This window comes from Photorhabdus antumapuensis (assembly GCF_020387775.1).
GTDB classification, from domain to species: Bacteria; Pseudomonadota; Gammaproteobacteria; order Enterobacterales; family Enterobacteriaceae; genus Photorhabdus; species Photorhabdus antumapuensis.
The window spans coordinates 1-21,210 of record NZ_JAHZMK010000028.1; the positions used below are offsets into that span (position 1 = coordinate 1).

8 protein-coding genes and 1 pseudogene are annotated in these 21,210 nt (G+C 47.8%); all 9 read right to left on the bottom strand.

What is annotated here, in order from left to right; translation table 11 throughout:
- Positions 1-365 (bottom strand): annotated as a pseudogene (locus KZ793_RS12830) (hypothetical protein); the annotation flags it as partial.
- A gap of 217 nt (positions 366-582) precedes the next feature.
- A complete protein-coding gene (locus KZ793_RS12835) occupies positions 583-801 on the bottom strand; it encodes a hypothetical protein (RefSeq protein ID WP_015833626.1) in 219 nt (72 codons plus the stop codon).
- Positions 798-11,921 (bottom strand): hemagglutinin repeat-containing protein, encoded by an 11,124-nt coding sequence (locus KZ793_RS12840; RefSeq protein ID WP_225815691.1) that lies wholly within the window; start codon positions 11,919-11,921, stop codon positions 798-800. Before KZ793_RS12840 ends, KZ793_RS12835 begins: the two co-directional genes overlap by 4 nt.
- A 61-nt stretch (positions 11,922-11,982) precedes the next feature.
- Complete coding sequence (locus tag KZ793_RS12845; protein WP_225815692.1) at positions 11,983-13,782, bottom strand: ShlB/FhaC/HecB family hemolysin secretion/activation protein; 1,800 nt, start codon at positions 13,780-13,782, stop codon at positions 11,983-11,985.
- A 448-nt stretch (positions 13,783-14,230) separates the two neighbouring features.
- The gene (locus KZ793_RS12850; protein ID WP_225815693.1) at positions 14,231-15,157 is read right to left on the bottom strand and encodes a cycle-inhibiting factor; all 927 of its coding nucleotides are present in this window, start codon (positions 15,155-15,157) and stop codon (positions 14,231-14,233) included.
- 255 nt (positions 15,158-15,412) lie between these two features.
- The gene (locus KZ793_RS12855) at positions 15,413-16,330 is read right to left on the bottom strand and encodes a DUF4255 domain-containing protein (protein WP_225815694.1); all 918 of its coding nucleotides are present in this window, start codon (positions 16,328-16,330) and stop codon (positions 15,413-15,415) included.
- Between the two features lie 24 nt (positions 16,331-16,354).
- Positions 16,355-18,439, bottom strand: coding sequence for an ATP-binding protein (locus KZ793_RS12860; RefSeq protein ID WP_225815695.1), 2,085 nt, complete (start codon positions 18,437-18,439; stop codon positions 16,355-16,357).
- Between the two features lie 9 nt (positions 18,440-18,448).
- Entirely contained in the window at positions 18,449-20,014 is a 1,566-nt protein-coding gene (locus tag KZ793_RS12865; protein WP_225815696.1) for a contractile injection system tape measure protein, read from the bottom strand.
- Positions 20,015-20,112: 98 nt separating this feature from the next.
- A complete protein-coding gene (locus KZ793_RS12870) occupies positions 20,113-21,099 on the bottom strand; it encodes a hypothetical protein (RefSeq protein ID WP_225815697.1) in 987 nt (328 codons plus the stop codon).
- Between the last annotated feature and the right edge of the window lie 111 nt (positions 21,100-21,210).

Below are 21,210 nucleotides of genomic sequence, written 5' to 3' on the forward strand. Positions count from 1 at the left end.
GACATCGCACCCCGTAAATCAGCCCATTCCCGCACTTCTGCCGGTGTGAGAGAATCCAGCCCCTGCATTCTGGCTTTTTCCTGAATTTCGCTCATCCGGGCACTGTAGTCACCCTGTAATGCCCGCAACTCTTTGGCAACCGCAACGCACTGGTCAGCCCCTGAACACGTTGCTATCCGCTCCTGAACCCGGTCATATTCCTGCCGATATTTATCCCTGACCGTCGCACGACAACTGCTATCTCCCTGACAATTGACCAACTCCTCACTCCTTGAGCGATTCTGGTCAACGCTTAAGTGATTATTGTCAACAACAACGCATTCCATTGCGAAGTTGACCGCCGGACGCCAATTTTCCCAATGCACTCAGTCAGTTACAACCAATTTTTCCCTGTGTGGTTTAATGCTTGGCCCACAACGCCCCGACGCGACTTTTTAGACCAACAGTTCACTTTACCCAGATACGGTTAAAAAGCAGATCTGTTCAATAAGCATTCACTTAACTTCACTGCCGCCATTATGATATTGACAGAGTAAGCTAAAAAAACAGTCCCGATTTTTACAAATCGGGATGGATAAATATTTAGATGAGATTTTTTTCTACTTGCTCTACAAGAGCACGGAATTCTCTAAAATCGAAGTTCCATATTCCTCCATTCGGACAAGAAAAAATCTCTATTCTCATACCATGCTCAGGTTCATTTGAGATCTCTGCTACTTGATCTGTACCCCAAAAGATCTCGTAAACAACATTTTCTCGATCTGGCAAACTTGCTATTTGTGCTGTTAATTTATTTGTCATTTCGGTGGTTCCAAAAACCCTATAAGCCTACCTTGAGCATCATAACGTAATCCACGCCCATTAGAAGATATAACATCAGTAACTTGACCGTATCGTCCTGTATTGCTTTGAATCACCTTTTTGTTCGGGTCATTCAATATACTATCTACAATTTTTTGGCCTTGTTCATTTATTGTAGATGGATTTCCTCTAGCCTCTGGAAAAGCACTACCTGGCCGACTGCCATGTTTTTGTAGAGCGCGACCAGCAAGTGTCAAATCGCCTTTTTTTGAGGCAGGATCTGTATATTTCGCTCCATTTGACAATTCATCAATTGACCATTTGTCAATATGATTGTTATTTCGGGCATTCTGCTCATCTTCTGGCTCATGCCCTCCCGGAGTTCCTGAACCACCAAGTTCGGCTTTCTCTGAATCTGTCAGATCCTTTGATATATTAGGTTGGTTTTTATCATCCACATAATCTGACGAACATACCCGGCCAAATGAACACTCTGTAGCTTTATCTAGTGTTTCTCCTATCTCCTTCAGTTTCTTGTCCAAAGCTGAAGCTATCGTCTGATTGGCTTCGTTCACGGCTTCACCCGTGTTTGAACCCGCTATCGGTGGTGGTGGCATCGGTACAGCTAGGGCATTATTGTCCGTCGCATTCTTCGCCGTCTGCGCCCCGTCAACCCCGCCCGCCGTGGAGTCCGTTGCTAGTCCCGCAGCCAGTCCGCCTGCCAGCGTGGACAGATTGCTGACTTTCTCCCTCTCATCCGGTGACAGTTCACTTATTTTTTTATCCGGGTAAAGCACACTGGCGATAGCAGAAGCCGCCAGTTCTCCACCCGCAGCTCCTACCGCCCCCGCTGTAGCAGAGCCGCCTTTCATCTCTGCAATGACCCCACCCAAAATCGCATGGGCAAACAGGTTGGTTGCTTTTTCCTCTGTCGTTAACTCTTCATATTTCTTACTACCGTAAGTCAGATCCTTGACCACATTGGCAAGGTAAGGGGCGGCTCCGCTGGCAATCGCGGCCTGGATATCCCCACCCGCCAATCCTTGCAGTGCGGTGACCACTGCGGTGACGGCCTGACGCTGACCGCCACCAATCACAGCACCCTGCTCTTTGAGCGCGGTATCGTAAGCGATTTTGTGCGCACGGTCAGCAATGGACGCCGCCGTAATCACCTTGCCTTCTTTCTTTAACTGCTCTTTAGCATCCGCTTTCAGCTTCTGCTGTTCCTGCGGGTCTTTCAGTTTTTCCGTGGCCTTCTTCGTCGCAGCGATGGCTTCCTGCGTATTATAGATATCCATCATCTGACTGCCAAGCTGAGCGATGGCCTGTGCCTGTGCCAGACGCTGGCGCTCTTTTTCCTTGTCAAAAATCGGGCTCAGGCTGTTCGCCGCGTTGTCAGTATCGCGGCTTAAGCTCTCCACATCCTGCTTCTGCTTATCGGCATCACGAATGGTAATCGTGCCATCGCTGATCGCCGCATGAGTGGTTGACGATTTACTTTCATTTTTGTTGGTGCCGCCCAGCAGGGTCGAGGCCATGTTGGACGCGATCTGGTTGCCAATCTGACTCCCCATCGAGCCGCTGGTACTAAAGCCCACGCTCTGATGCTCAGTCTTAAATTCCGCCTTGTTTTCAATATCACTGAAGCCCAGAGTGCCGGTTTCAAGATGATTTTTGGCTTTGTCAGCAGTACTCGCAATCACCGCGCCATCAAGCTGGGTATGCTCGCCCACTTTGACATCAAACCCGCCCTTGCCCGCAAAAATACCCGTCTGCTCGTTGACCGAGTCAAACTGGCTGTGCAGCTTGTCGCGGCTGGCGTTGACGCTGGCTGACCCGCTCATCGAGCCGTAAGTGAAGCTGGCACCGGCGCTGATGTTTTCCTGTTTGGCATCGTAATTGTCTTTATCCTGTTCGCTCTGCAAATGCAGGTTACGACCAACATCCGCCGTGACTTTCTCGCCACTGACCTGTGCACCTTTGAGGGTGGTGTCCTGACCGGATTTCAGGCTGACCTGATTGCCCGCATCAATCAATGTTTCGGTATGGGTGACACCGTCGCCGGTTTCATGCCCTTTACCCTTGTTGACACTGGCGGAGAATTTGATGCCGTAGCCGCCCTGACCTACGGTCAGGCCGACCCCCACACTGCCACCTTTACTGCTGTTTTCACCGCGCGTAGTCTGAGTATTTTCTGCTGACGTGAGCGAAATATCCCGTTTCGCCTCCAGTTCAACATCACGCGCCGCTTTCAGACCGCTGCCTTCGATGCGGATATTACCGCTGTTTTCCTGTGCTTTGTCACCGGTGGCGGTGATACGGATATCCTGCCCCGCATTGAGCTGGCTGCCCTGCGATTCGGTGGTGTCAACACGGGTTTCAGATTTCGCCGACTGGCTGCCGTAAGAGAGCTGGATACCGATGGTGTCAGTCGGTTTTTCCGCTTCCCCGCCCGCCTGGTTGATGGCATCGGCTTTGGCGGCATTGGCTTCGCTGAGCTGGTACGCCTGATAGCTCTGAACACCGGACAGTGCTGCTTGAGTGCCTTTCAGCGCTTTCAACCTTCCGTCACTCTCTTTTCTGGCCTGCTGTGCCGTGCTGACCGCAGCATTAAGCGCACTGCCTACCGTGCCAGACAGCGCCAGTGTCAGACCAGACTGTTTCGACTCGAACGTCTCCTCCCGGGTACGTTTGTCATGCCCCGGGTCAATCTGCACACTGTCGCCGGTAATATTGAGATCCTTGCCTGCCACCAGATCAGCACCACCGACATGCACTTGGTTACCCGCCGTAATGTTCACATTACCCTGGCTGCTACCCACCGTGCTGACACTCTGGCTTTGCGTAGTGCCGTCTTCATTAACCTGATGACGGGAGGATTGACTGCCCACAGTAAAACCGATGCCCCCGCTGCTGAGCAGCCCGCTCTTTTTCTTCTCTTCCAGCAAATAGTGGGACTGGGTTTCAGTGGCGGCCGTGATACCGACGTTATTATCCGCCTGTAGGGTCACATCCTTATCCCCAGCTATCGCCGACCCGCTCACCGTCAGGTCGTTGCCCGCCGTGATGCTGATGCTATCGCCACTGAGCAGAGTGCCTTTTTCACGGGTCACGCGGTCTTGCTGCACCGTATGGCTGCTGCTTTTCGACAGAACGCCATTTTTCGCCGAGCGGGCTTCCGAGAATTGGTAGTCACTTTCAGTGGCACTGTTCAGCGTAATGTCCTTTTTCGCCTGCAAGGCAAGTGCTCCCTGTTCACTGTGCAGCGTGCTGCCTGTGACCGTGATATCCCCCTCGCGAGCCATAACCGCAACACCGTCACGCCCGCTGAAAGTACTCCCCACGGCATTATCGCTGGCGATCTCCATTTCCCGCCCGCTTTTCGTGCTCCCCTCGCGCTTGCGCTCACTATCCTGATCCGCCACGCGCTGACGAGCGTCTTTGATGATCACCGATTGGGCACTCAGCCCGATACTGCCTGCCTGACTGTCAACCTGTGCACCTTCGGCCGTCAAGTTTTCGCCCGCCAGAATGGTCACCCCTTTGTCACCGCTCAGGGTACTGAGATGCAGCCTCTCTTCCTCACGGCGGTTACTCACCGATGAAGTACGGCTGTTAGCCTCCAGATGCGTGCTGTTGGTGATGGTCTCCGCCAGTAATTTTACGTTCCCGCCTGCCTGTAACCGGGTGGTACCATCGGCTTTGGCCTGACTCCCTTTCAGGGTAATATCCTGTCCCGCTGTCAGGCTGAGGTTGCCCCCCGCGTTCAGCGTACTGCCCAGCGCCTGTTGCCATTCGCCGCTGACTTTCGCCATCCGTTTCCCGGCCTCTTCCATGCCGTCACTGGTGCGGTTGCCCATCGCCCCTGAAATGACCTCAAAGCTGGCCGTGTTGCTGCTTCTGGCTGCGGTGATGTCCAGATTGTTGCGTGCACTCAGGTTGAGGTTCTGAGCCGCGTCAAGTTTAGCTCCTTGCAGTTGGATATCCCCACCCCTAAGGCTGAGTTCACGTGAGCTCATCGACGCCTGGCGCAATGCATCCTGCAGATTGGTACTCAGGTTCAGACCGTCCGCCTGCACGTTGATACTGTCTGCGCGGATCTCACCGCTCTGGTGCAGGAACTGATCGGCGTCAATGTTCAGTGCCCGCTCAGCAAACAGGTTACCGGCGTTATTGAGGCTGTTCACTGACAGTTGCAGGTTACCACCGCTAATCAGGGCGCCATCGCCGGTAAGCCGCAGAGTAGTGTTGGCCAGATAGACTTTAGGTATCCACACCGTCTGCGGGCCGGTGGTGGTATCGACAGTCTCGCTCACCAGCCAGACGATATCCTGCTGTAGCACCGCAATCTGTCCCGGAGTCAGCGCCACGCCCGGTACTAGCTGGAAGTCTTTTGCCACCTTGATACTATTGTTCATCAGTGTCTGGTATTGCGCCATCGCATCTTCACCGTGTACGGAAGGGCGACCGGTCAGTTTGAGCACCTGCTCACGCACCAGACGTTGCTCATAGAAGCCATCACCCAGCCGTTTACGCACCTGCGCCGGGTCATACCCCACACGCTGCAACAGGTAATCGCTGCTGATGAACCGGCTTCGGCTGGTAAAGCGTTCGTCAGTCACCACCAGATAAGGACTTCCCTCTACCGGGTGCTGACGGAACAGACCGTTATTGGGAACAAAGGTTGCTACTCTGTCAAGTTGTTGCTTATTGGTCAGTGCCAGTTCAGCTGGAGTGAGCGGTCGGTTGATCGGCCTGAGGGGTTGGTTGTCCCGCATGCGTGGTTGGTCGACCGGCGTGAGTGGTCGATTGACTGGCGTGAGGGGTTGGTTGACCGACACCAGTTGCATATTCTTCGCCTGCCACTCCGCTCCATCAACCGTCACGGCCAGAGGATTGCGTTCCCATTCCGCACGCTCGACTTCCGCCGCCTTCTGGGCCGCCTCAACAAGACTGATTTGCGCCTGATTGACGGTGGTATTTTCCAGATGTGCACCGTTGATGGTGACGTTGCCATGCCCGGTCATAATAGCGTCAATGGTGGTCAACGCCGTGGTTTCATCGCTGTTGAAGTTCGGATACCAGTGTCGAGTGTCCCTGTCGTAGTGGTCGACAAGGTGTTCCTGACGCCGTTCGTTCACGGAATAGCCCCGGTTGGTGACCTTGCCGACCTCTTTCGCCGACAAATCACCGTTGGCACTGAAAGTGCTGGCGTCATTGAGCAGTTCCCCCGCAATACGCAGCACCATGTTGCCACCAGCCAGAACATGGGCACCGGTACCCGCAGACACCAGTTTATCCCGCGTCACTGTCCCAGTTGCCGAGCGTTCACGGAAGTTGTTATAGTCGGTTACAAAGGGCGCATTAACAATGTCGATATGTTTCTCTGGATCCCACTGCTCAATCCGCCCCCGGTTGTGCTCGCGCCAGACGGTATTGTGATAAGGCGTCGGCACTCTATTTTGACGAAAACCTCGCGTCTCATAGAACGTCATGTCGTAACTACCGTCACTACCCGGTGTCAGTGCCAGATAATTCACCCATAGCTCACGCTGTTGCCCTTCGTGATCCTTTACCCGTACCTGTGCGCGTTTGCCGACAGCATCAATAGCCAACAATGTGCCATAACGGTTGTTTTCCACTGCCGCGTCATCGCTGAACGTCAGACGCTGTGTGGTGGGTGCCATGGTATTTTTGTCAGGATTGACCCCTGAGGCATAAGAACGCCAGTAGTAGTTATAACGGTGCCATTTGATATCACTTTTTTCTGCCTCACGCGCGATCTTAAGTCCTTCGCGCAGGTTATCCAGCCGATTGGCTTCAATCAACACATCCCCGTCCGCCTCGATGCGGCTCGCCCGGTTCTCAATCAGGTCATCACTGCCCAGGTGCAGGGCGCCGGCGCTGTAGAGCAGGCTGCCATCTCGGTTAGTCAGTTTCTCGCCGGCCTGCAAATGCATACGCTCGGTAGCGGCGATCACCGCATCCTCCCCGTGGTTGTCGATAACGCGGCTGCGCACCGTGATATCATCTCCCATGACCGTGCTCATATTGTCCAGAGTGTCACTGATGAGCGTTATACTGTCAGCCTCCAGCCGCTTCTGGTTGAGCAAAGTTCCGGTAGTTAGTTGCAGCGTTTTCCCGACCAGCGTACCCATGTTGGTGAAGTGAGTGCCATTGACAATCAGGCTTCCGGGTAACAGCCAGTCGGCCAGATTGGTCAGCATCCCGCCAACAGAGAAGGTCAGTGCGCCGTTACTGCTAATCGTGTCACCGCTTCGATGGGTGTAGTCCTGCTGCACGGTAAGCGTCAGTGTCTGCTGGCCGAGCAATGTTCCGTGCTGGTTATCCAGCCCCCGGGCGTTGACGGTAAGCTGCTCACCGCTCTGGACGGTGCCGCCCTGATTGAACAGCATCAGCGCAGAAGGTGTACCAGTGTTGATGTTGAACGTTTTGTTGGCCAGGAGATACCCCTGACGGTTGTCCAACATGTCGAGGTGCGACAGCGTCAGGGCACCAGCGCTTTGCAGGTGGCCTGCCGTGTTATCCAACTCACGGGCAGTCACGTCGGTGTGCGCCGTACCCAGTAACAAGCCACCTTCGCGGTTATTCAGGCGATCGCTCTGCACGACCAGCACACCCTGACTGGTGATTTTCCCCTGCCCGTTGTTATTGAGCTGTGTACTGTCGAGTCGCATCGCCCCGGTTGATACCAACTCCCCGGCCTGATTGTTGACCTGTTCGCCGCGGAATGTCAGTGTGTCGCCACTGTGGATCTTACCCTGCTGATTATTGAGCACATTGATTCGGTATGTGCCGGCACCCCGGCTGATAAGTGTACCGTCCGGGTTATCAAGCTGACTCGTGGCAAGTTCAAGCGCTCCCTGACTGCTGAACACGCCTTTCTGGTTGTTGACCTGCCCGGCTGATATCTGCTGGTCGCCGTTGCTTCTCACTGTTCCCTGGGTATTATTCAACAGCCCCAGAATGCGCAACCCAAGCTGCTTCTGGCTGTCGATAAGGCCGTTTGAGTTGTCCACACTCTGCGCAGTCACTGCGAGGCCATCGCCAGAAAGCAGCTGCCCACCGGCGTTCCGCACACTGCCGGCGGCAGTACCTTCTGTAGTGCCCTGTACATCCAGCCGCCCCTGAGCGCTGATTTTACCTAACGAGTTACCAATATCCTGTGCCGCACGCAGCATCAGCGCACCCGCTGACTGTAGTATGCCTTCTTGATTGTCCAGCGTGCTCACAGCAAGTATTGCATCCTGCTGGCTCAGCACGCTGCCCTCGCGGTTGTCAAACCGGTTGCCCGTGGCGGACCAACCGCCCTGAGTGCCTATCCATCCCTGAGCATTAAGGATGTTTTCCGCACGCAGGGATTGTACTAGCCTGCTAAAAATGCGGCCTTTGCTATTATCCAGTACGCGGATGAACTGCATATCCAGCACATCCAACACCTGAATTTCCCCCTGCGCATTGAGGAGTTCCTGAGCATGCACCGTGCTGCGCCCGCCACTGGCCAGTTTGCCGCCCTGGTTGTCCCAGCTGCCTGCCAGATCCAACGTCAGCCCCTGCTGGCTCTGGATCTCCCCTTTCTGGCGGTTGCTCAGCTGTCCGCCCCGCAATGACAACGCTTCGCCACTAAACAACCAGCCCTCATCATTGTTCAGCTGGCTGTCCGTCCCCCCCTGCCAGCTCAGATGTTGCTTCGCTGTCAGGGTGCCCGCCTGATTAATGACATTCCCCTGACTTTTGAGCGTGAGGTTGCCACCCGATTGTAGTTTACCGTCAGTATTATCGATGTGATGCGCAACGACGGTAACCAGCTTACCGCCTTGTGCGATTCCGCTGCGGTTATTCCAGTTGCCGTCAGTGCGAATATTCAGTGCGTCACCCGCCTCGACAAACCCGCGCTGATTATCAATCGCCTGATGGATATCAAGCTGCAAACGCCCCTGGCTGACTACCTTACCCTCCGTATTATTCAGACACTGTGCCGTCATCTGGAGGTGTTCGCCTTGTATGTTTCCGAACTGGTTATCAACGCTACCAACAGCGTTCAAGGTCAGCACTTGACCGGACAGTAATATGCCCTGACCGTTTTGGATATCAACCCCCGATGTGACATGCAATGCTGACTGACTCTGGAGTGTACCGCGCTGGTTATCGATGCTGTCGGCCGCGTTCAGAGTCAGCGTTTGACCGGACAACAGTTTGCCGTCACTGTTATCAATGCGATGCGCGGAGGCGGCAACCTGTTTGCCACCTTGTGCGGTGCCGCTACGGTTATCCCAGTTACCCTCAGTACGAATATCCAGTGCGTCACCCGCTTCAAGAAGCCCGCGCTGATTATCAATCGTCTGATGGATATCAAGCTGTAGACGCCCTTGGCTGACCACTTTGCCCTGCGTATTCTTCAGACGCTGGGCCGTCATTTGCAGGTGTTCACCTTGTATGTCCCCGGACTGGTTATCAATGTTACCGACAGCGTTCAAAGTCAGCGCTTGACCAGCCAGCAGTTTACCCTGACCATTCTTGATATCGGCCCCCAACGTGACAAGCAATGCTGACTGACTTTGCAGTGTACCGCGTTGGTTATTGACGTTGCCGGTGGCGTTCAGAGTCAGCGCTTGACCTGACAACAACTTACCGTCGGTGTTATTGATGCGATGCGCTGAGACGGTAACCTGCTTGCTTCCCTGTACGGTACCGCTGCGGTTATGCCAGTTGCCGTCAGTGCGGATATCCAGCGCGTCACCCGCCTCGATAAACCCTCGCTGATTATCAATCGCTTGGTGGGTATCAAGCTGCACATTCCCCTGGCTGACCACCTTGCCCTGCATATTATTCAGGCGCTGTGCCGTCATCCTCAGGCGTTCGCCTTGCATATTCCCAGACTGATTATCGATGCTGCCGGTGGCGTTCAGGGTCAGCGCTTGACCAGCCAGAAGTTTGCCCTCAGTGTTATTGATGCGATGTGCTGAGACGGTAACCTGCTTGCTCCCCTGTGCGGTACCGCGGCGGTTATCCCAGTTGCCGTCAGTGCGAATATCCAACGCGTCACCCGCCTCAAGAAGCCCGCGCTGATTATCAATCGCCTGATGGCCATCAAGTTGCAAGCGCCCCTGGCTGACTACCTTGCCCTGCATATTATTCAAGCGCTGTGCCGTCATCTGCAAGTGTCCGCCTTGTATGTCCCCGGACTGGTTATCAATGCTGCCGATGGCGTTCAGGGTCAGCGCTTGACCAGCCAGAAGTTTGCCCTTCTGACCGTTCTTGATATCGCCCCCCGACGTAATAAGCAATGCTGACTGACTTTGCAATGTGCCGTGCTGGTTATCCAGATGCCCAGTCTCAAGCCGCAGACTGCCGTTGCTGCCCACCACGCCGTCGCGGTTGTTCAGCAGGCCATTCACCCGCCAGTGTTGCACCGTACCGTCGAGCGCCACCAGACGCCCCTTCTGATTGTTCAAGGAGTGGGCATTCAGGCTGAGTTGTGGAGCTTCAATGCTGCCCCGGGTGTTATCCAGCGCCCCGGTCAGCGCAAAACGGCTTTCCCCGGCATCCACCTGAGACCAGACAGCCTCTTGGTTGAACAGGTTGTCGGCGTGAATATCCCAGCGGCCAACACGCACCTGTGACTGTTGCGCGTCGAAATTGCCCGTGGTCTTCACCGTGAACTGCCGACTGTCGACCTTCGCCTTTCGCAGGGCAACGCCGCCAGCTTGTGCGGCAATCTCAGCACCGCTGGCCGTCAGTTGGCTCTGGCTGATATCCACCCGGTGACCGGTCACGTTGATATCGCCTTGACTCAGCAGACTGCCGCTGGCCCGGATATTCCCCTGACTGCTCAGCGTCAAATTCGCCTTATGCATCAGCGTACTGTTTATATCGCTGCCTGCCAGCAGGTGTCCGCTGCTCTGAATGTCCCAGGCAGATGTCAGCCGGATATCGCCCACCGCCGCCAGAGTGCCGGACTGCTGAATGTCACCTTCGCGGCTTTGTACAGCAAGCCGTCCACCACTGTGCAGCTTGCCGTGATGTTCAATATCGTTCTGGGCGGTCAGGGTGACGTCGCCACCCACCTGAGTGACAGCCTCCTCCGTCCCCGACTGCCAGCTGAGCAGCCCTTCGCTGCTGACAGTCAGCGTTTTACCCGCTTGCAGATGGCCGCCCTGATTACGCACACCAACGCCAGCTTCAGTACCTATCATGCGGATATGACCGCTGTACATGCCGCCCATCTGCCCCATGTCTATCGCCAGCTCGGGCTTCTTGCCATCAGCGGTCAGTGGCGTCACCGTCTTGCTGTCCGCGCTAATGCGATTACGCCCCACCACCACGGCGAGCTCCTCTTTAGCCCAGACGCCAGCATTCACCTTCACTACCCGTGCCAGAATATCGACATACTCGGTATCATGACGAAAGTCACCATTGAGTCCGCCGCCCTCAATGCTCACCACACCCCGCTCGACCTGATACCCCGCCAGACTGCCGTCTGCGTCCAGCTGCGGCTTACCGGTGGTCAGAGTCATACGTCCGGCATTGATAGTGCCACAGCCGTTGCACGTAATCCCCGATGGATTAGCCACAATCACCTGCGCCCGACCACCGGCGACTTCCAGAAATCCCCGTAGCTGGCTGGGCTTATCGCTGTTGACCTCATTAATAATAAACCGAGCTGGCGCCGCGTTCGGATCGAGGCGGGGGTTACCCTGTATCAACCCAGCCAGCTGGGTGGAGGTCATCACTGCCGAGTTGTTAAGGATGGCGCCTCGCTGGTCAACATCAAACCGCTGATAGGGGTTATGTGATACCCCGGCCTGATTGGGTGAATTAATATTGACCTGCGGCAGGCCATTCTGGGTTGTTATCACTTCCGGACGCTGGGCAGGTGCCATCTGCCCATCAGCGATGATACCGTCAGCCAACGCCTGTCCGGCAAACAGTGCCGCCCCCAACAGCCACACCGCGCGGCGCACGGTCACCCACAAGCGAGATACTCCGGTGTCACGGCATTGCCCAGGTGCGGTGCTACAGCTACGAGCCAGTTCCGATACTACCCGCAATTCACCGTGCGTGCGGCTGTAAATAAGGCAATAACACTGTTTGTTCATAAATCATGTCCCGGTTAAATAAATAAGCGCAACATATGCCTGTGCTAAAGACGACAGATCATCAGATTTCCAAATTGATGCTGAAACCGCTGCTCACACCCGGGGTGTGAAAACCCGCTGGCTTGTAGAATGGCACCCCGGCAAACAGGTCATAACTGAACCGGCTCCACAGCGTGCCGCGCACGCCCAGAGCGCCGCCCGCCAGCTGATGTCCGGCGAGATGACGGGTACCCGGTCCATCCACACGACCATAATCCACTGCCCAGTAAAGTTCGTGACCGCGCGACAGCACATTCCAAGCCAACTCATTACGCCAGAGCAGCCCTTTTTCTCCGGACAGCATCTGTTCACCGTCAAACCCACGCACGGTATAACGCCCGGCAATAGCCATCCTGTCCTGTGGTGTCAGCGGATTTGCACTCCACTGCCAGCGCACCTTGGTGTTATAACGCCAGAGCTGTGCCCCCCAGTTAAAAGGCACATTCAGACTGATATCGCCTTGGGCAATCCCCTTACGAGCACTGCCCCCGTGATAGGCTTCTTCAGGTGCCGGTAGCGCACCGAATGCGCCGGTTCCCCGCCGCCAGTTGATGCTAGCGTCCAATGTGATATTGCCGAGGTAACTGCGCTGGCTGAGTCCTAACTCCCAACCAGCGGTACGGCGGTGTTGTTGTTCTATCTGGATGTTTCCCACAGCATTGGTGGAATGGCGACGAAAGACGCGCATATTGAGAGTCGTTTTATGCAATTGATTGCGAAATAACAGCCGGGACACCGTGAATTGCACATTCTCGCTCCTGCCGCTGTAGGTCAGTATTTCGTTAGCGTTGGCGATATTCTGGTGATAGGTGTAGTCGTTGTAGTTCGCAGAAAAAGCCCAATAACCGAGCGGGAAGACGTAGTTAACGGTACGGGAGCGGTTACCAAAGGGGCCATGTTCAAAAAAATCCTTGCCGATATTGGCATAGAACAGATCGTTCTGGGCTAAAGGCGCATCAATCGCCAAGGTCGCCGATCCCAGATAGCGACCGGTGCTTTTGGCACCACTGTCATCAAGTCCCAAACTGAGCCGGATCGGGCGGCCTTCTTTCCAGCTGACCAGCAGGTCACTGGTCGCCTCCTGCTGACCGGGCACGATTTTAATGTCGGCCTCAGTACTGGGCACTCGTTTGAAATTCTCCAGCGCCTGCTCGATATCGCGCAGGTTCAAAATATCTCCGGATGTGGCAGGCATAGCATTCCATAGCCGCCCACGCCAAGATGTCGACTGATCAAAGCGGATGTTGGCAATGCGGCCGGATTGGAGCGTCAGCGTCAACACGCCCCAAGTCAGATCCTGCTCCTGTATCATCACACGGGTGGTGACGTAACCTTTTGTCAGAATGGCATTCTGCACCTTGTTGCTGACCAGCAAAATCCCCTGTCCGCCCAGACAACGCCCTTTGGCATCCGCTGCCGCGTCCAGTGCCCACTGAAAACGGCGGGCAGCGTCCCCCTCCAAACGTAAGGTGTTGATAGTAAAGCAGGGATGTTCGTTTGCAGGATAATCAGACAAGCGCACGCCGGGTCGCATGAGCCGGACATCGGTATCCGGCGTCTGTTGTTGCTGTAGAGCATGCTGCCTTTCCTGCTGCCTGAGTTGCTCCTGAGCATCAAGGGTCGCCGCATTTTGCACGGTGTTATCGGAAAAAGGCACAGCAAGCCTCACAGACGGTGTATTGGCTTCCAGACGTTGTTCTACTGTCTGTTGTTGCTGTTTTTGATGAATAAAGGGCTGGTCATCGGCTTGTACGGGAGAAAGTGCGAATACAACCCATCCGGTCAGCCCGGCAATCATATTGCGGTAAGTTACCGTTGCCATATTAAACCAATAGAATACATAATTATTACTTAATAGTAATGTATGAAATTTTCAGGTGGGGTATTATGGTTGACGTAGTTTGATTTTCAAGCCAATCGATGAGGCATTAGTCACAAAGGAGAATATTTAGACTATATAACTATAAAAACGCAAAAAAATGGCAATAAATTAACATTATAACCACAGATTACACGTAACATTAAGCATATTAATCTAGATCTTAAACTCATAAAAAACAAAACCACCATGAATATGATTAGAAAAAATAATTAATAAGGTGGTATTCAGAAGTTTCTGCTGACATCCCGATAAACGACATAATAATCGCCTTGCCCTGACGTTCTCTTCATCGTTTTCTCTCTGTCAGCGCCATACCCGTACACAAGCCATACTCGCAATTAAAAAATATATTTTCAATATCGTAGTAATCAGATATAAATAATATAATTCATTCTGATTTACCCAATTTTCTATCATAATTATCAAGCTTAGATTTTAATGTTTCAATATTTTCATAAAAATTATTAATATCGTATTCGGTTAAATAAATATCCACATTTTCACCTCTCTTTATTCTACCCAACTTAATATTAGATACATCTTTATGTATATCAAGCGTCTCTGAGATTAACGCTTTCTTTTCATTTTCATATAATAGATTAAACTCACAACTTAATAATTTTTTTAATTTATTAAGAGTAATGGGATCTTTTCCTCTGGAGTTTAACCAATCTGCTATTTTAAGGGGCGGTAATGCCCCTTCTCCCAAATCTGATTGATAAATATATCCCATTGTTTCCTGATCATTGGATGGGATATCAATTAAAAACATATGTCCAAGTCGACGATCATTAATCAATGCAATATAATTTTTTGCACCACTAAGCTGATCAACTCTTTCAGCAAATTCATTGCCATCTATTTTTCCTGCCTGGGCCGCTTTTACTGGATCAACAGCATGTTCCCCCTCAGTCATTAATTTAAATATATTTTGGGCAGATAAACCGCAAACTGGCTCAGTCGGATCATAAGGATTTACCCCAACGATTTCTTGATAGATTTCAATACCACCTAATTCAGAAACAATTTCATCAATCGCCTTAAATATAGCTGACAAATCTCGATCAATGATTTTATCTTGCCAATTATCATTCCAAAGTAATTTATTCCCTTTAGGATCATTATGTAGTGCGATAATATCATTTATCAATTTTATGGCATTTATATTATTTTTTTTAAATTTTGATGTATCCTTTGATCTCGATAAGCCAGAAGAAAGACCTCTTTCCAGATGATTACTGGCTTCTATATTTCCACACATTCTATCTTCTCCGGCACGAGTTTCAATTTTTTTTGCAAGGTTGTTGATTGGCATAATATTATTACCCAAGAGTTATAAGTAAGTAATATACCCTTCATCTTTCAAACTGCTGCTTTGTTGGCTGCTTTCACTCACCCCAGTCACATCGTTATCTATGCTCCTGGGGATTCGTTCACTTGCCGCCTCGCTGCAACTCGAAATCTATTAGGTATAGATAAATTAAAATATCACAAACAACAAGATGCTTTTATATAAAACCATCAATAAAAATATCGTTATCTCTCTAACTTATCGTTTTATTATGGGTAATTAATTAGATGGTGGTTTTTTCACGCCAATTAATGCATCAGAATTTTCTTTAGTCACAAAAATACCTATGCCATTTATCTTAACAACCACTTTATGACTGTTTACCCAAGTTGAAAGAATCTCTTTTATTTTAGAAAAATAAGTTAAACAAGTAATACCCGAAACCTCAATAATAATTTTTTCATTTTCTTGATTATCATTATTGTTTGTGACAGATGTGTCCGGCTTAATTATTAACTTCACTTTAGTAAGTGCAAAACGTATATCTTCCGTACCACCTAAATCAACACATAATTTTTCTAACAATGCCTGACATATTTGTGAGCTAGCCAGATCCAGTTTTTGATCCACAGAATGGAAAATCTCCATAACTGGCTCTACTGTATTTTTAATATCTTGAAGTTCTACCGGTGCAGTAATGGAATATAATAAAGAAAGACGTGGGCGATTACCAAGCGCCTGCCAAAAATTACCTAAGCTATTTAAATTTTCCTGTGGTGGAATTACCCTAGTATAGGCACCAGGAATTTTAGGTAATTGCCGGTTATTAATCAATGCATTCAAAACAGATGTCATTATTCTTGCCTCCTGATTATCAGGCTGGCTATCCGGGCTACAGCCATCAACTGATGGTTTATTCGAATGCCAATAAGTAATTAAATAATTATAATTAATATTTACCCATCCCGGTAACAATAAATTAGTTACAGGATTATAACGCTTTGGTTCAGCAGAGCGTAATTGCAAATCTTCATGTACATCATAAAGAAATACACTTATTGTCGGCCTCGATGGAATTGAGTATATTTCTGGCAAATCAAAACGAATATCAATGTTATTTAAATATCGAGATAAAATGTCTTTTAATGCGTTATTAACTTCAACAATAGCATTATTAGGTTCAATGATATGTTTCATATCAACTCCAAATTTGGTAAATATTTAAAAAATCAGTCTGCCACTCTTATTTAATTCGAGAATAGCTGCCCGTTCTATATGTTTATTCTCAATTTTTTCACTACTATTGTCTGCGGCTAATATTGATGCCAATAAGGCAATATTTCTGATATTAGCCCCAGTCAAATCAGCCCGCTTAGCCAAATGTGCAAAATCAATTTCGTCAGATAATTTCAGTTGTTCAGGCCAAATTGTTCGCCACATTTTTTTACGTAGCTCTTCATCAGGATAAGTAAAATGGGTAATAAAAGTAAAACGACGATTAAAAGCGCTATCCAGATGGCTACGATTATTAGTGGCTAAAATCACCAATCCCGGATAATCTTCCAACCGTTGTAATAGATAAGAAACTTCAATATTGGCATGTCTATCTTGAGCATCTTTGGTTTCACTACGCTTACCAAATAGTGCGTCGGCTTCATCAAAAAACAGCACCCCAGAATCCGCCTCAGCCAAATCGAAAATACGGGCAATATTTTTTTCCGTTTCACCAATATATTTATTCACAACCGTAGAAAGATCCACCTTAATGAGATCAATACCAAGATGCCCGGCAATTATTTCTGCGGCCATTGTTTTTCCAGTCCCAGATTCACCGTAAAACAGTGCACTAATACCGGTACCATAACCTATTTTTTCCTGAAAGCCAGTACCCAAAATCTGGTCACGGTAATTAATCGTTGCGATAATCTCTTTCAATTGTTGAGCTAATTCATCAGAAATCACTAAGTCATTAAAATTACGTTTTGGCGTTATTCGTCGAGCCAGTTTACCTAAACTCTGTTGAGCGCGGAAACTTAATGCTTTACGTAAATCTATCTCTTCTAATTGGCCTTCTGGTTGTCGTAATATTTGATATTGATAAGCCTCTTTAAGAATTAATGGCAAGGTTTCCGCAGTAAATGAGAAATGCTGACACAATTGAATAATATTAATTCCCTGAGCGACATTATCCGGTAAACATTCTTTCAACATAAATTCTTTATCCACTAGCGTAGCTGCCGGCATCTCAATTTGCACCATTGGCAGATATTTAACCCATACTAATGCGTCTCCCGGTTCTACCAAACAAACTACCCGTAATTTTGGTTGATTCAGCAAAACGGATAATAGGTTATTCAATATTTTCCTTTCATCTGCAAGTAAAGAAAAATTACGAATTAATAAACAAGCATTATGTAACTGCGCTTCTCTCACTACATCTGCCAGCAAATTAGCTATTACAGTTAAATTCTCTTCCTCTGGTAATCGAGCTAAATCCAAGATTAGAGTGCTGATTCTGTGAAACGCCATAATATTGCTGACCGCTAATTCTCTGGCGCTATTCTGTTTTCCTTTAAGTATCACTAGAGAACGAATTTCATCAGTTTCATTCAATAATATCTTCTCAAGTGAATGATAAAGAGTTGGTGGATACCAAAGGTGTGAAACAGGAGAATGCCAATAAGCACAAGTTATTAGGGGCGGTAAAATTACCTGTTGTCCTGATAAAAAATGCCAGACGGCGCTGTGGGTTAAAAATTGCGTTTGTAACCAAATAGGTTCCTCGTGATTATTAAGTCGTAATAGTTGGTTATTGATTAATGGTGTTTGTGGTAAGAAACTGTTTTGCAGTAATTGCCAATCATTTTGGCGTTGACTAAATAATTCAATTGCTAAAGTAAAACTAGGCCACTGTTTTTTACTATTACCGTGCAGAGCAGCAAATAATGTATAATAACGGCTATCAAAATGTGGCAATAAACCGAGTAATAAGGCATCACGCTCAAATTCTGTGAGTTCAAAACGCTCAACCAATAGAGACAGTGCATCAACGGCAACATGTTCTTCGGTTTTCGGATAACCAACAATATTACCCTGTTCAAATAACCAATGAGGAAAGCCCTGCGGTTGTGCCAAATATTCTTCTACCTTATCCTCGGCAAGTAAAAAACTCTCCGGTAATGAATCATACCTTTCCCTCTTTTGATAATAATAGCGCTGTAATAGCAGATCGATACGTTCCAGATGGGGATAAACCCAATGTAATTCAGCCACCATATAGTGGCTATTTTTAAGTAAAGAGTTCATATAAACCTTTTAAATATTTTTCCAGTCAACCTGTAAAGGACGATTTAGCCAGGGAAGTTTGATGATATTTAACGGCCACGGCCAATCAGCTAATAACAGATCAAATGGCTGATGTTGTAGCGTAATTTTGATTTCTTGTTCACCTATCAGCAATTCACCCGGTCGTTGTAAGAACAGTTGGCGGGCATCATTACGGCTTAATTTTTTCCAGCCCGGAAGTTGAATGATAATCGCATCCAACCATTGTTCTATTATCAACTGTTTTTCTGGCTCAACAGGGATTGAATGCGTCTCTTCATCAATCATTAACCCACACAAAACTTTATTGAGGCTTTTTCTCTCTATTTGTCTCTCTTCGTCTCCCAAAATAAGATAATCCAAAAAATCAACTGCCCTAAATTGAGCCTGGAGATGAATAAATTTTTTCTCTTCAAGTAGATCTAAATGATTAAACAAAGCGGGTAACATCGGCCATAGAATTAATATTCCAGCATGACTGACTTGATATAGAGAAGATAAAGCCGATTCAGAGTATGACCTGTCAACAGCCCGAAGCTGACTACAATTATTGCCTTTAATGTGCAAATTATCTGGTGTCAATAATGTTGGTTGATCTTGAGAAATTAACGTTTGATTTGCATTATTTGGCATAAAACGTTGCGACAGTTCGTTATACTCCTCAGCAAAGAGATGTTTTTTACACAGTTTTGTAATCCATTCTATTTTCCAAATCGGCTTCAACCATTCATTTAATAAAACATTTTCAGCCACTATATTTTGGCGAAATAACGTAATAATAGGCATAATATCAAGCATACTGCTATTAAACTCAGCCATGATATATGATATCACTTTCATATCTGCTTTAGGTATTTCCTGCGTATTCTGTCTCTGTATATATCCCAATGCATTCAATACCAATTGCCAAGAGGAAACTACCTTTCCTTGATGTTGAGATCTATCTATATTCTCTGATAATTTGCAATTAATCGCAGTTAATAAATCTGGTTGATTGATAGCTAAAAGCCGCTGCAAACCGTGCTCAGATAAGCAACTTTTTGCCAACAATAATGTTAAACTTCCCTCTATTCGCATTAATTGGTTAATTAAAGACTTAGTATTAACATTAATGTTCCCATTATCTCCTATTGCCTTTCCTGGGGCTAATTTAATATCTTTTTGATATATATACTGAATAAATCCCTCGATATCGGATAAATAATTACTCTTTAATAAAGAGGGCTTATGGGCATTTGGGAGTATTATTGGATCTTCTGTAAGTGTTTTTTCTTTATTATCTCCATGATATCGACTCAATACTTTACTTAATTCCATATTCAGCCTAATAGGAAATAATGAATTAAAGTCATGTGAATTAATTTCACCAAGATTCAACGTTAATTTCTCTAAATAGACATCCTGATTAACAGCATGTTTATTAAAGTATAAATTAAGCAATTTATTCACACTGACTTGATTAAGTAGAGAACCATATAATAATTTTTTAGCTATTTGTTGATTATTAGCTTCAATAGTAATATTGATCCGACTTAATCTGTTTTTCTCTAAGACCATATGAATTTTCCTTTGTAGTTAACTACTGCAATAGGTACGAAGAGTGTATATATAAAATATATCATCATGACTTAATTGACACGTAGCATTATTTATATTTATTTCTTCATAATATATCTCATGAAATATACATTTGCCTTCAAATGTTCTCCATGTCCCAAATGCCAATAATCTGTTTTTATTTGATCCCAACCTGAAATTAAACTAATGTTCCAACCTGCACTACCTTTATCACGATCATTGTTTAAATTAGGAGTACCATTTCGTCCGTCACACAATACCCAACCATTAGGCACAGGCCCATCATTATAAAATGGCACAATTGTTCCTGCGGGAATAATTAAATTAGCGAGTGCTGAGGCAATTTCATTAATCTTAACACTTACACCATTGGAATCAACCTTAATACCATTACTCGCTTTAACTTTTACACCACTTTTACTCAGGCTCAAGCCACTTACACCACTCCAAGCATTGCTTGTATTTCCTCCCTCTAATTTCAAATAAAGACCAGTATTATCAGTTACCACAATACCGCCCCCGTCCCAACATTTAACAGCTATACCATCTGAGTCAACGGAAATACTACCATTATTCTTGGCCTTAACTTCTACTCCCTTTCCACTAACAGAAATACCATCACCCTCTTTAACTGAAACACCATTGCTATCAACAGTAATACCATTAGCGGCCTTGACAGCGATATCATCTGTATTTACAACAATACCATTACCTTGACCAACAGATACTCCATTGTCTTTATTAATAAGACCAATACCAAGGTCTACGGATAAAATATCATCTTTTAATATTAATGGAGAATAGTCTTTACTGGAGATAGTGCCTATTTTTAAATTAAGCGTACCATTATCATCCAATTTTAATCCTGCTCCTGGCCCATGAGATTTCCCGACTGCTTTGTGACCTATATCAGCAATATCAATCAAGTGTTCATAATCAGTTTGCAATGGAATACTACCTGCTTTAAAGCGCTTCTTTAAATCATCTGCTGAAGGACCTTCTGCTTTATTATTGGTATTTTTTGTATTAATCTCTGAATTAGATAAATTGTGCTTCTTTTCCATTTTTATCACCTTATATACTCGTCTATTCTAATAACATAGCAATGATTAAAGATAATTAATTTAATAATGCAACAAGTATTTATTTTTGCTTATAAACAAATCAATCTTTGT